The sequence below is a fragment of the Ilumatobacter sp. genome (genome assembly GCF_965215205.1).
Classification (GTDB): domain Bacteria; phylum Actinomycetota; class Acidimicrobiia; order Acidimicrobiales; family Ilumatobacteraceae; genus Ilumatobacter_A.
On the sequence record NZ_OZ244049.1, the window covers coordinates 506,722 to 519,205 of the forward strand.

At 72.5% G+C, this 12,484-nt stretch carries 12 protein-coding genes and 3 tRNA genes; 6 read left to right on the forward strand and 9 right to left on the reverse strand.

Annotation, left to right across the window (positions count from 1 at the left end):
* Nucleotides 1-101: 101 nt before the first annotated feature.
* Nucleotides 102-692 carry a dienelactone hydrolase family protein gene (locus ACOOHC_RS02400; protein WP_420452416.1) on the reverse strand — a complete coding sequence of 197 codons (591 nt, stop codon included), beginning with the start codon at nucleotides 690-692 and terminating at the stop codon, nucleotides 102-104.
* A gap of 147 nt (nucleotides 693-839) precedes the next feature.
* Between ACOOHC_RS02400 and ACOOHC_RS02405 the strand changes: the two genes are divergently transcribed.
* Nucleotides 840-2,948: a 3-hydroxyacyl-CoA dehydrogenase NAD-binding domain-containing protein gene (locus ACOOHC_RS02405; protein WP_420452417.1), complete on the forward strand. Its 2,109-nt coding sequence runs from the start codon at nucleotides 840-842 to the stop codon at nucleotides 2,946-2,948.
* Nucleotides 2,949-3,053: 105 nt separating this feature from the next.
* Here the strand turns inward: ACOOHC_RS02405 and ACOOHC_RS02410 are convergent.
* From ACOOHC_RS02410 to ACOOHC_RS02420, 3 genes are all read right to left on the reverse strand, one after another.
* Nucleotides 3,054-3,129 (reverse strand) — tRNA-Phe (locus ACOOHC_RS02410).
* Nucleotides 3,130-3,197: 68 nt separating this feature from the next.
* Nucleotides 3,198-3,275 (reverse strand) — tRNA-Asp (locus tag ACOOHC_RS02415).
* A 63-nt stretch (nucleotides 3,276-3,338) separates the two neighbouring features.
* Nucleotides 3,339-3,411: transfer RNA gene (locus tag ACOOHC_RS02420), tRNA-Glu, on the reverse strand.
* Nucleotides 3,412-3,534: 123 nt separating this feature from the next.
* Between ACOOHC_RS02420 and ACOOHC_RS02425 the strand changes: the two genes are divergently transcribed.
* Both ACOOHC_RS02425 and ACOOHC_RS02430 read left to right on the forward strand, forming a co-directional pair.
* Nucleotides 3,535-4,290 (forward strand): glycerol-3-phosphate acyltransferase, encoded by a 756-nt coding sequence (locus tag ACOOHC_RS02425; protein ID WP_420452418.1) that lies wholly within the window; start codon nucleotides 3,535-3,537, stop codon nucleotides 4,288-4,290.
* Nucleotides 4,287-5,129 (forward strand): DegV family protein, encoded by an 843-nt coding sequence (locus ACOOHC_RS02430; protein ID WP_420452419.1) that lies wholly within the window; start codon nucleotides 4,287-4,289, stop codon nucleotides 5,127-5,129. Before ACOOHC_RS02425 ends, ACOOHC_RS02430 begins: the two co-directional genes overlap by 4 nt.
* A gap of 35 nt (nucleotides 5,130-5,164) precedes the next feature.
* On the opposite strand, the gene ACOOHC_RS02435 is transcribed toward ACOOHC_RS02430, so the two are convergent.
* Nucleotides 5,165-5,644 (reverse strand): sterol desaturase family protein, encoded by a 480-nt coding sequence (locus ACOOHC_RS02435; protein WP_420452420.1) that lies wholly within the window; start codon nucleotides 5,642-5,644, stop codon nucleotides 5,165-5,167.
* A gap of 77 nt (nucleotides 5,645-5,721) precedes the next feature.
* Here ACOOHC_RS02435 and ACOOHC_RS02440 point away from each other — a divergent pair, with 77 nt between their 5' ends.
* A complete protein-coding gene (locus tag ACOOHC_RS02440; protein ID WP_420452421.1) occupies nucleotides 5,722-6,522 on the forward strand; it encodes an enoyl-CoA hydratase/isomerase family protein in 801 nt (266 codons plus the stop codon).
* Nucleotides 6,523-6,548: 26 nt separating this feature from the next.
* Here the strand turns inward: ACOOHC_RS02440 and ACOOHC_RS02445 are convergent, their stop codons facing one another.
* Entirely contained in the window at nucleotides 6,549-7,271 is a 723-nt protein-coding gene (locus ACOOHC_RS02445; protein ID WP_420452422.1) for an alpha/beta hydrolase, read from the reverse strand.
* A complete protein-coding gene (locus ACOOHC_RS02450) occupies nucleotides 7,268-8,230 on the reverse strand; it encodes an alpha/beta fold hydrolase (protein WP_420452423.1) in 963 nt (320 codons plus the stop codon). Before ACOOHC_RS02450 ends, ACOOHC_RS02445 begins: the two co-directional genes overlap by 4 nt.
* Nucleotides 8,231-8,318: 88 nt before the next feature.
* Here ACOOHC_RS02450 and ACOOHC_RS02455 point away from each other — a divergent pair, with 88 nt between their 5' ends.
* Together ACOOHC_RS02455 and ACOOHC_RS02460 are read left to right on the forward strand one after the other, a co-directional pair.
* The gene (locus ACOOHC_RS02455) at nucleotides 8,319-8,633 is read left to right on the forward strand and encodes a LysM peptidoglycan-binding domain-containing protein (protein ID WP_420452424.1); all 315 of its coding nucleotides are present in this window, start codon (nucleotides 8,319-8,321) and stop codon (nucleotides 8,631-8,633) included.
* 67 nt (nucleotides 8,634-8,700) lie between these two features.
* Complete coding sequence (locus tag ACOOHC_RS02460; protein ID WP_420452425.1) at nucleotides 8,701-9,417, forward strand: hypothetical protein; 717 nt, start codon at nucleotides 8,701-8,703, stop codon at nucleotides 9,415-9,417.
* 79 nt (nucleotides 9,418-9,496) lie between these two features.
* Here the strand turns inward: ACOOHC_RS02460 and ACOOHC_RS02465 are convergent, their stop codons facing one another.
* Entirely contained in the window at nucleotides 9,497-11,491 is a 1,995-nt protein-coding gene (locus tag ACOOHC_RS02465) for a methylmalonyl-CoA mutase family protein (RefSeq protein WP_420452426.1), read from the reverse strand.
* Nucleotides 11,492-11,776: 285 nt separating this feature from the next.
* Nucleotides 11,777-12,460 carry a leucyl/phenylalanyl-tRNA--protein transferase gene (aat, locus tag ACOOHC_RS02470; RefSeq protein ID WP_420452427.1) on the reverse strand — a complete coding sequence of 228 codons (684 nt, stop codon included), beginning with the start codon at nucleotides 12,458-12,460 and terminating at the stop codon, nucleotides 11,777-11,779.
* Nucleotides 12,461-12,484 lie beyond the last annotated feature (24 nt).

A 12,484-nucleotide genomic window follows, 5' to 3' on the forward strand; every position in this document is an offset into this window, starting at 1 on the left:
ATCCCAGCGCGCCCGCACCGGCTCGCCGCCGCCCCGCCCGGTACCGCGAGGGCGCGCCGCTCCGCGCTCGCCGGGTGCGGCGTCGCCGGACGGTGCCGGCGTCAGGCGAGTCGATCGAGGAAGGCGCGCGAGCGGTCCAGCACCGTCGAGGTCGCGGCGGCGTCGTACGTCTCGAGCGAGCTGTCGAGGAAGAGGTGCGAACCGCCCGGGTAGGTGAACACCTCGACGAGATCGTCGCCGGCCGCGTCGCTCAGCTCGCGCGCCGCCGCCAGATCGCCCTCGTGAGCGAAGAACTCGTCGTCGTCCATCCCGTGCACCTGCGCGGCGAGCGCCTCGGGCCACGCTCCGAACGCCCACTCGCCGGTGACGGGGACGCACGCCTCGTAGAGCAGCGCGCCACGGGCGCCGGGGCGCGTCTGCGCGAGGCGCTGGGCGTGCATCACGCCGGACGACATCCCCGCGAAGACGAGATCGCCGCCGAGGTCGGCGAGAGCCGCCTCGACCCGCTGCTCGAGCGTCTCGGGACCGATCTCACCCGTGATCGCGAAGCCGTCCTGCAGCGAGGCCGCCACCCGGCCGTGGTAGAGGTCGGGGGTGCGCACCGCATGCCCACCGGCGCCGAGCTCCTCGGCGAACGCCCGCACCCCGTCGGTGAGACCCATCACGTAGTGGAACAAGACGACATCGGGCATCGGGGGGCTCCCTCGTGGACGGACCGGGACGGACGGGCGGACGAGATCGTAGGCCCCTCGGGCGACCTGGTGCGACGACGGCTCACACGGCGGACGCGCCCGCCGAGCGCTTTCAGATCGCCCGGCCACGTTTGCTTGACTGTCGCGATGGCCGAACCCGTCGAAGTGTCCCAGTCCGTCCGCGTCGAGCGAGTCAGCGAGTCCGGGGTGGACGTCGCCCTCGTCGTCGTCGACAACCCGCCCGTCAACGCGCTGAGCTGGCACGTCCGCCAGGGCCTCTTCGACGGCATCACCCAGGTGACCGAGGACGGCGCCCAGGCGATCGTCGTCATCTGCGACGGCCGCACCTTCATCGCTGGGGCCGACATCAGCGAGTTCGGCGGCGGCGCCCCCGAGGCCGTGGGCCTCGCCGAGGTGCAGGCCGGCATGGAGGACGCGCCCGTCCCGGTGATCGCGGCGATCCACGGCACCGCGCTCGGCGGCGGCCTCGAGGTCGCCCTGTGCGCCCACTACCGGGTCGCCGTGGGGTCGGCGAAGTTCGGTCTGCCGGAGGTGAACCTCGGCCTCCTGCCCGGAGCCGGCGGGACCCAGCGCCTGCCGCGCCTCGTCGGCGTGCCGAAGGCGCTCGAGATGATGACCTCGGGCCGCCACATCTCGAGCGCCGAGGCGCTCGAGGGCGGCCTCGTCGACGAGGTCGTGGACGCCGACCACGCCGGCCTGCGCGACGCGGCCGTCGCGTTCGCGGCGCGCGCCGTGAACGACGACCTGCCGCTGCTGCGGGTGCGCGACCGTGACGAGGAGGTCGCGAAGCACCGTGGCGACGAGCAGGTGTTCGCCGACTTCCGGGCCTCGATCGCCCGCAAGGCGCGCGGGTTCCTCGCGCCCGAGTACAACATCCGCTGCATCGAGGCCGCGGTGAACGAGCCCTTCGACGAGGGGATGGAGACCGAGGCACGGCTGTTCCGAGAGCTCGTCACCGGCCCCCAGTCGGCGGCGCAGCGGTACGCCTTCTTCGCCGAGCGCGCCGCGAACAAGATCCCCGACATCGACAAGGGCACCCCCCTGCTCGACGTCGGCAAGGTCGGCGTCCTCGGCGCCGGGACGATGGGCGGCGGCATCGCGATGAACTTCGCGAACGTCGGCATCCCCGTCACGATCGTCGAGCGCGACCAGGAGTCCCTCGATCGTGGGCTCGCCGTCGTGCGGAAGAACTACGAGCGCTCGCGCTCGAACACCCCGGAGGTGGTCGACCAGCGGATGGCGCTGATCACCGGGTCGACCGACAAGGCCGACTTCGCCGACTGCGACATGGTGATCGAGGCCGTGTTCGAGGACATGGAGCTGAAGAAGTCGATCTTCCGCGAGCTGGACGAGATCTGCGCGCCAGACGCCCTGCTGGCGTCGAACACCTCGGCGCTCGACGTGAACGAGATCGCAGCGGTCACGTCGCGGCCCGAGTCGGTGATCGGGATGCACTTCTTCTCGCCCGCCAACGTGATGAAGCTGCTCGAGAACGTGCGCGGCGAGGCGTCGTCGGACACGGTGGTCGCGACGACGATGGCGATCGGCAAGAAGATCGGCAAGGTGCCGGTGATGGTCGGCGTGTGCCCCGGCTTCGTCGGGAACCGCATGCTGTTCACGCGCGGGGCGGAGGCCGAGCGGATGATCCTCGAGGGCGCCACCCCGGCCCAGGTCGACCGGGTGCTCTACGACTTCGGCTTCCCGATGGGGCCGTTCCAGATGAGCGACCTCGCCGGCCTGGACATCGGCTGGAAGGAGTCCGAGTCGTCGTCGTCGACGATCCGCGAGCTCCTGTGCGAGAGCGGTCGGCGCGGCCAGAAGAACGGTCGGGGCTACTACACCTACGATCCCGACACCCGGGCGCCCACGCCGGACCCGGAGGTGGAGTCGATGATCACCGAGTTCGCCGTCGGCGAGGGCATCGAGCAGCGCGAGGTCAGCGACCAGGAGATCCTCGAGCGGCTGCTCTACCCGATGGTCAACGAGGGTGCGAAGATCCTCGAGGAGGGGATCGCGATCCGCGGCAGCGACATCGACGTGGTGTGGGTCAACGGCTACGGCTGGCCGCTGTACCGGGGTGGCCCGATGCACTGGGCCGACTCGGTCGGGCTGGCGGAGATCGTCGGGCGGATCCGCCAGTACTCCGAGTCCCTCGGCGGTCGGCACTGGGAGCTGTCGCCGCTCCTGGAGCGGCTCGCCGACGAGGGCGGTCAGCTCCAGACGCACACCAGCTGATCGTCGCCGACCACCCGCCGCCCCGGATGGGGCGTCGGGTGGTCGGCGACCGTGAGCGCCATCGGGCCCGACGGGCGAACCCCCGCCGGGCGGCGGGGGTCCGGGTGGTGGTCTCGACCGGCGTCGATCCGGTGACCTCTCACTTTTCAGGCGAGCGCTCTGCCAACTGAGCTACGAGACCATCGCGGGGGTGAGGTCACCCCCGATGCGCACGAGCCATCCGCAGGTGTCCCGGCGGATGGCTCCTGGTGGCGGTCCCGACGGGATTTGAACCCGCGACCTCCGGCTTGACAGGCCGGCGTGAACTCCTGACTTCACCACGGGACCAGTATGTGTCTTCCCGGCGGGGGTCATCCCGCCATGGCACTCGCAGATGCGATGTCCGCACCGCACCCCCAACGGGATTCGAACCCGTGCCGCCACCTTGAAAGGGTGGTGTCCTAGGCCACTAGACGATGGGGGCCTATTCGAGGCGTGGACCTCTTCTCGTTGAGAGCGACATGAATCTAACACCGCGACGGGTCGGTTCCACGCGGACGCGGCGCGCGCCCCGGCACCGGCGCGACGACGGGTCTACGGTGGGTCGATGGGAACGACGAGGCGGGGACGACGAGCCGGAGGCGTGGGGCTCGCCGTGGCGGCCGGGTACCTGCTCGGGACGTTCCCCACCGCCGACCTGGTCGCGAAGCGCGCCTCGGGCGGCGACGTCGACCTGCGCTCGACCGGCTCGGGCAACCCGGGCGGGGCGAACGCGCTCGCCGTGCTCGGCACGGCGGCCGGGCTCCAGGTGCTGGCCGGTGACATCGCCAAGGGCGCGGCCGCCTGCGGGATCGGAGGGCTCGTCGCAGGACCCGCCGGCGCCCACCTCGCGGGGACGGCCGCCGTCGCCGGGCACTGCCACCCGGTGTGGAACGGCTTCGACGGGGGCAAGGGGGTCGCGACGAGCGTGGGGCAGTGCCTCGCGACGTTCCCCGCCTACTTCCCGATCGACGTCGCGGTCGCCGCGGGGACGGCGTCGATCCCGGCTCTGCAGCAGCGCTCCTCGACCGCCACCGCGGTGTCGAGCTGCTGCTGGGTGCTCGGTGGTTGGCTGTGGTCGGCGCGCGGGTGGCGCAACGCGTGGGGCCCCGCGCCGTCGCCTCTCCTCCCGCTCAGCGCGCTCGCGTCGAGCGTGCTGATCGCTCGCCGCTTCCGGGCGGCCGCCGCCCGGACGGCCGATCGGGGATCGACGAGGCGGGCCTGCGACGACGACGGCGACGGTCCCGGCGCCGCCATCGAGTCCTCGCCGGCGTCCGCGATCGGGTCCTCGCCGGAGATGCCGACCGTGGGGGTGACGACGTGATCGGCATCGTCGTCGACTCGAACAGCCAGATGCCCGCCGAACTGGCGCGCCGCCACTCCATCTCGGTGGTCCCGCTCACCGTGACGGTCGACGGCGTCGACCACCTCGAGGGCGTCGACCTCGACGCCGACGGCTTCTACGCGCTCTTCGACGGCGGCGTCACCCCGGAGGTGTCGACGAGCCAACCGTCGCCCGGGCGCTTCGCCGCGGCCTACGCGGCCCTCGTCGCGTCCGGCGCCACCGAGATCCTGTCGATCCACATCGCCGAGGCGATGAGCGGGACCGTGAACTCCGCACGCATCGGCGCGGCGCAGGTCGACGTGCCGGTCCGCCTCGTCGACACGGGCACGGCGAGCTTCGGGATCGCGTGCTGCGCCTGGGCGGCGGCGGAGGTGGTGGCGAGCGGCGGTGGCATCGACGAGGCCGCCGAGCTGGCCGAGACGCTCGGGCGGGACCTGCGCACCACCTTCGTCGTGGGCGTGCCGGCGCTGATCGACCGCTCGGGTCGCGCCACCGGAGCCGACGTCGCGGCCGCGTCCGGCGACGGGGTCGCGGTCGTCGCGATGACCGGTTCGGACATGTCGGTGCTCGCGAGCGTCACCGACCTCGACGCCGCCGTCGACGTCATGGTCGACGACGCGCTCGCTCGGCCGCCGAGCGCGGCGCGCGGACTGCGGATCGCCGTGGGCACCTCCGACGACGCCAGCGCCGTCATGTCCGATGCGCTCGCGGCGCGCCTCGACGGGCGCGCCGAGGTGGCCGAGGTCGTCCGGTACCGGATCGGGCCGAGCGTGGGAGCCCACACCGGGCCCGGGACCTGCGGCCTGTTCGTGTTCTGATCGGTCGCTCGCTGACGACCGGGCGCCCGGCGTCGTCAGGCGGTGCGCACCAGCGGGTCGCGGTCGGTGCGCTCGGCTCGCTCGCGCAGCCCGGCGGGGACGATCGGGAGCAGCATCCCGTAGGGGGCGGCGTTGTACAGGTGGTGGATGCGGTGGGCCTCGGCGAGCCGCTCCAGCGGCTCGATCCGGGGTCCGGACCCGCCGCGGATCCGCCGGTGGATGTAGACGTCGTGGACCAGCCCGTAGGCGGCCCCGTAGGCCGTGATGCCCAGGCCGACCTCGACGAGCGACGCCAGCCCATCGACGTTGAAGCCGACGTAGAAGCCGACGTTGACGAGCGCGGCGAACATCACCGGGTACCAGTCGTTGGCCTCCACGCGGCCCGACGACCGGCGGTGGTGGCTGCGGTGCAGCACCTCTCCCACCCCGTGCATGATCCAGCGGTGGGCCGCGGCCGTGACGGGCTCCATCGCGGCGAAGGCGATCACGGCGATCAGCACGGACGACGGGCTCACGCCCCGCGACGATACGGCCCGACGGAGCGGTCCACCTCGATCGGCGGTCCGTCGCGCCCAGATGACACCATCTCGTCATGCCCGACCACGATCCGTCGCCGTCGTTCGAGACCCTGCGGGTGGAGACCGACGGGCGCATCGGACGGCTCACCCTCGACCGACCCGATCAGCTCAACCCGCTGGGCACCCGCGCCCTGTCCGAGATCGCCCGGGCCGCCGCCTGGTTCGACCGCACGGAGGTGTCGATCGTGGTCGTCACCGGGGAGGGCCGCGGCTTCTGCTCGGGGTTCGACCTGCGCGAGTTCGCGTCGGGGCGCAGCGCCGACGACGGCGCGATGAGCGCTCGCGACCAGGCCGACCTCGGACGGCGCATGGCCGAGGCGATGGAGCGGATGAGCGCGCTCACCATCGCCGCGATCAAGGGCCCGTGCGTCGGGGGCGGGGTCGTGCTCGCAGGCGTGTGCGACCTGCGGATCGCGGCAGACGACGCGGTGTTCTCGATCCCGGAGGTCGATCTCGGGATCCCGCTCGCCTGGGGCGGGATCCCACGGCTGGTGCGCGAGGTCCCGCCGGCCATCGTCCGCGAGCTGGTCCTCACGTGCCGTCCCTTCGACGCGCACGAGGCGCGCTCGCTCGGCTTCGTCAACCGCGTCGTGGGGCGCGACGAGCTGGAGTCGGCCGTCGACGAGCTCGCCGCGTCGCTCGCCGCGAAGGCCCCGTCCGTCGTCCGCGCGACGAAGCGGCAGGTCAACGAAGCGCTCGAGGACGTCGCGTCCACGGTCGGTGCGTGGGCCGACGCCGATCAGCTCGGAGCGGCCCTGGCCGACCCCGAGGCGCGCGCAGCAGCGCGCAGCTACCTCGAGAGCCGCGGTCGCTGAGCGCTCCGCGTCGCGCCGTGGGGGTCTCAGGCGTAGGACGCGAGGGCGTCGGCCAGGCTCGACTCGACGACGCCGGGGGCGTCCGCGACGGCGCTCAGCCACTTCGGCCGGAAGGTCGAGGCGACCGTGATCGGGTTGGTCACGGGTGCGCCGGCCGTGGCCAGGCCGACGAAGGAGACGGCGTAGTCACCGGGTCGCAGGTCGCGGCCGAGCTCGACGAGCGCGTACGGATCCGGAGCGGTCCCGTCGCTCGCGAGGGCGAAGAAGCTCTGCGAGCTCGGTCCGGTCGGTCCACCGGCGAGCCCGGGCCCGTCGGTGAGGATGGCGCCGTGGATCCGGTTCGCACGGGCGCCGGCGATCTGGAGCGCGATGTACGCGCCGAGTCCACGTCCGAGCACGGTGATCGTGCCCTCCGGGTCGTCGCCGGTGAGGTGGGCCAGTGCGTGGTCCGCGTCGGCCATCAGCGTCTCGGCCGAGTAGCCGCCGCCGACGGGGACGGTCGAGGCGCCGTGGCCGGTGAAGTCGAGGGCGGCGACCACCCCGGGCCAGTCGGCCGCCCAGCGCGGGACCGAGGTGGGGGAGGCGTCGCCGAGCCCGTGCAGGAGCAGCAGCGGCCGGCTCGGGCGGTCGGCGTCGACCGGTGCCGGTCGCAGCATGTGCAGCGCGAGGTCGACGCGGTTGTGGCGCAGCACCACGGTCGCGATCGACGCGGTGGGGTCGAGGTCGTCGGTGGTCACCGGATCGCTCACGCCGGATCACCGATGAAGTCGAGGACCAGCTCGCTCACGAGGTCGGGAGCTTCGATGTGGACGAAGTGGCCGACGTCGTCGAGCACCTCGCATCGCCCGTCGATGGGCATGTAGCCCTGCACCTTGTGCGGCGGCGTCCCCCACCCCATCTCCTCCATCTGCGCGCCGAGGATGCCGAGGAACGGCATCGGCAGACCCGGGAGGCGGATCAGGGTCCACTCGGGTCGCCACGGCCCGAACCCGCCGAAGCGCAGCGACGGGTCGATCCTCCACCTCCACCCGTCCTCGGACTCGATGCCGCCGGTGGTGACCAGGCGACGCAGCCAGGCGTGGGGGAGCCGGGGGTTCATCCGGCCGCGACGGGCGGCGAGCTCGTCGAGGGTGCCCGGGCGTCGGCTGGCGGACGCGGTGCGACGGCGGTGATCGAGCCACGCCGCGAGGTCCTGGGCGAGCATCGTCGTGCGCTCGTGCTCGGCGACGTCGGGGATGTTGCGCTTGTACGGGATCCCGTCCATGTTCACCAGGCAGCGGAAGCGGAACGGTTGGGCGTCGGCGAGCTGGGTCATCAGCGCGCCGCCCTTCGAGTGCCCGACGACCGGGACGGCGCGCCCCGGGGCGACGTGGTCGAACACCGCGAGCGTGTCGCGCATGTCGCCGTCCCAGGAGTAGAGCGCGGCGTGCTCGCTGCGCCCGTGGCCGCGCTGGTCCCACGAGACCACGCGCCAGCCGCCGGCCGCGAGCCGGGGGGCGAACCCGTCGAAGGTGCGTGCGAAGTCGAAGCCGCCGTGCATCATCATCAGCGGGGGCGCGCCCTCGTCCCCCCACTCGTAGACCGCGATGCGCACCCCGTCCGCGTCGAGGTCGTAGCCGCGATCGGGCCGGCGGGCCCCCGGGAACGGCGCTTCGCCGTGCTCGTCGAGGTCGGCGGCGGTCGTCGTCGTCTCGGCGTCGGTCGGCACGAGGCGAACGTAGCCGCGGCGTCGCGCCCGCGGCCAGACGCCCGACGGCCGCGGCGGGACCAGGTGGCCGCGACCTATCATCGGCACCGTGGAGACGACACGGCGACCGACGGTCCTGATCGCAGCGCTCGCGACGCTCGCGTCGGCCGCGGCGGCGGGGTGCGGGACGACCGACGAGGCGTCGCGGATGACCCTCCCGCCGCTCGAGACGACGACCACCACGACGACCACGACGACCACGATCCCCCAGGAGCGGTTCTACGAGGTCGAGTCCGGTGACATCTTGACGATCATCGCGGCCGAGCGCGGCGTGACCGTGCAGTCGATCGTCGACCTCAACGGGCTCGAGAGCGAGGACGACATCTTCGCCGGCCAGGTGCTCGAGATCCCCGGCCGCGGGTGACCGACGCCTCGCCCGACCGGAGCCGGTGCCGGCGGCGGGTGTCGGAGCGTTCGTAGACTCGGGCCCCATGAGCTTCTGGCCGAACGCCGACCACTGGAGCGTGCAGATCCCGCTCCGGACCCCGCACCCGCGCCTCGACGTGCTCGCCGACACCGGCGTCGTCGTCCTCGAGGACGCTCCGTTCGAGTGCCCCGAGTCGGAGTACCTCGCGCTCGAGTACATGGACTGGAAGTCGGGTGGCGACACGAACTTCGCCCCCATCGCGACCGCCGACGGCGAGCTCGACTGCCGTGGCTTCTGGGACAAGGGCAAGACCGACAAGGACGCCGAGTGGACGTCGAACGCGCAGGTCGCGCCGTCGATCCGCGACTACGTCGACGGGGTGGGCGCGAACTTCGGGCGGGTGCGCACGATCAAGCTCGCGCCGCAGGACCGCGAGGCGGCGATCCGGTCGATCCACCGCGACGACAACAACCGGTTCAACCCCGACGACGAGGGCTGGGTCGTGCGCTCGTGGGTCGAGCTCACCGACAACCCCGACAGCTACATGATCCTGATGGACAACGACGCCGACGGCCTGCCCGATCCCGACACCGAGATCCGCGTGCCGTTGCACCGGGGCGCCCGCTTCGTCGTCGACACCCAGCGCCTGTGGCACGTCGTCGTGCACACGGGGGACGCCCCGCGCTACGCGCTGATCACGAGCTTCGAGTCGGGTCCCACGCTCGACGCCTGGATCCACGACAACCTCCCCGCCGACGACCGCGCCGCCACTCCCGCCTGACCCGCCCCGTCGCGCTCCGGGTCGGACCCGTCGTGCGCCGGCGCCGAGGCGCGACGGACCGTGGCGCCACGGTGGGCCGTCAGATGGCGCGGTGGGCGGCGGCGATGTCGGCGATGTCGCGCATGATCGTCGCCAGCTCGTAGTCCTTGGGGGTGTAGATCCGCTCGACCCCGAGCTCGAGCAGGCGTCGCCGGTCGACCTCGGGGATGATCCCGCCGACGATCACCGGTGACTCGACGCCCATCGAGCGCAGCAGATCGATCACGTCGGGGACGAGGTCGAGGTGGGATCCCGACAGGATCGACAGCCCGATCACGTCCGGGTCCTCGTCGCGCGCCGACGCCGCGATCTGCTCGGGGGTGAGGCGGATGCCGGAGTACACGACCTCCATCCCCGAGTCGCGTGCCGCGACCGCGATCTGCTCGGCGCCCGAGGAGTGGCCGTCGAGGCCGGGCTTGGCGACGAGCAGCTTCGGGGGCCCGCCGGGCATCGACCTCACGTGGGCGGCCACGTCGGAGAGGCCCGCCACCGATCCGGCCGCACCCGACACCCCGGTCGGCGCCCGGTACTCGCCGAGCACGTCGCGCATCGCGCCGCCCCACTCGCCGGTCGTGCCGCCGGCCTTCGCGAGCGCGATCGACGCCGGCATGACGTTGTCGCCCTCCGCGGTCGCGCGCCGCAGCTCCTCGAGCGCGGCATCGACCGCTCCCTGGTCTCGCTCGGCGCGCCACGCGGCGATGGCCTCGACGGCCTGGGCCTCCACGCCGTGGTCGACGGTCATGATGTTGCCCTCCACGTCGAACGGCGAGTCGGCGGTCTCGACGAAGTCGTTGACGCCGACGACCTTCTGCTCGCCGGACTCGATCCGACGGGTCCGTGCCGCCATCGACGTGACCAGGCGCCCCTTGAGCGTCTCGACCGACTCGAAGGCTCCCCCCATCTCGAGCACCTCGTCGAGCTCCGCCGACGCCGCCTCGCGCAGCTCGCGGGTCGTGGCCTCGATGACGATCGACCCCTCGAAGAGATCGTCGTACTCGAGCAGATCGCTCTCGTAGGCGAGCACCTGCTGCATGCGCAGCGACCACTGCTGGTCCCACGGGCGGGGGAGGCCGAGCGCCTCGTTCCACGCCGGCAGCTGCACCGATCGGGCGCGAGCGTCCTTGGACAGGGTGACCGCGAGCATCTCGAGCACGATCCGCTGGACGTTGTTCTCCGGTTGGGCCTCGGTCAGCCCGAGCGAGTTGACCTGCACGCCGTAGCGGAACCGCAGGGCTCGCTCGTCCGTGACCCCGTAGCGCTCGCGGCCGATCTCGGCCCACATCGCGTCCATCGCCCGCAGCTTGCAGATCTCCTCCACGAAGCGGATCCCGGCGTTGACGAAGAACGAGATCGATCCGAACACCTGCGAGAACTGGTCCTCGGTGACCTGGCCCGAGCACCGCACCGCGTCGAGCACGTCGATCGCGGTGGCGAACGCGTAGGCGATCTCCTGGACCGGCGTCGCGCCGACCTCCTGGAGGTGGTACGAGCACACGTTGATCGGGTTCCACCTCGGGGCGTTGTGGGCGCACCACGAGACCATGTCGACGATCAGCCGTCGCGACTCCGCCGGCGGGAAGATGTAGGTCCCCCGCGACAGGTACTCCTTGACGATGTCGTTCTGCGTGGTCCCGCGCAGCTCGTGGGCGGGGGTGCCCTGCTCCTCGGCGTTCGCGACGTAGAGCGCGAGCAGCCAGGCCGCCGTCGCGTTGATCGTCATCGAGGTGTTGGTCTCCGACGGGGGGATCTCGTGGAGCAGGGTCCGCATGTGCCCGATGTGCGCGACGGGGACCCCGACCTTGCCGACCTCGCCCCGGGCCATCGGATCGTCGGGGTCGTAGCCGGTCTGGGTCGGCAGGTCGAACGCGATCGACAGCCCGGTCTGGCCCTTGGCGAGGTTGGTGCGGTAGAGCTCGTTCGAGGCCGCCGCGGTCGAGTGCCCCGAGTAGGTGCGCATCATCCACGGGGGATCGCGCTCGATCGTGGAGCGCGTCGGCCCGTCGCCGTCGCGAGGCCGGGGGGTGTCGTCGCTCATGGATCGAGTCTCGCCGTGGGGATCGCGAACGTCCAAAGCACCGACGAGAACGTGACCACCGCCACGGGCGACATCGTCCTCAAGTCCGCACGATCGCGCGCCGAAGGATGGGGTGTCGCCGGCGATGCCGAGCGACGAGGACTCCCGGAGAGCGGACGAACCCCCCGTCGGCCGCTCGTCGGGCCAGGTTTCCCATGGCGGGAACCACGCCGGTCGGATGGCGGATCCGACCGGCGACGGACGAGGAGGAGCGGCGAGCGATCGCCGCTCCTCCGCACGTCCGCCTCAGGTGCCGACGGCCTCGGCGAGCGACCGGAGGTACTCCGTGCGATCGACCTCGACGACGCCGAGGGTCGCCAGGTGGTCGGTGCGCCACTGGACGTCGAGCAGCGTCGCTCCCGTGCCGCGCAACCACTCCACCAGCGAGACGAGCGCCACCTTCGACGCGTCGGACGCGGTCGAGAACATGGCCTCACCGGCGAAGAAGCGGCCGATGCGCAACCCGTACAGCCCGCCGACGAGATCGTCGCCGTGCCACGTCTCCACCGAGTGGCCCCACCCGAGCTCGAACATCGTCGTGTACGCGTCGACGAAGTCGGGGGTGATCCACCGCCCGGGTCGCGACGGGTCGGCGCAGGCGCGCACGACGCGCTCGAACGACTCGTCGCGGGTGACCCGGTAGCGACGCAGGCTCCGCCGCAACGAGCGCGACACGTGGAGGCCGCCGAGCGGGAGCACGCCGCGCGGATCGGGCGAGTACCACGCGATGCCCCGCCGACGCCGGTCGGGATCGACCGGCATGGGGAACAAGCCGGCCCGGTAGGCGTCGAGGAGGGTGCCGGGCGAGAGGTCGGCGCCGACCGCGACCAGCTCGGCGCCCGGGGCGACGACGGCGGGGTCGGGCATCGTGAACCGGCTCGGTCCGGGAGGCGGCGGGTCACGCCACGGCTCCCCCTCGGTGCCCGTCATCGTCCCCACTCGAGCAGATCCTCC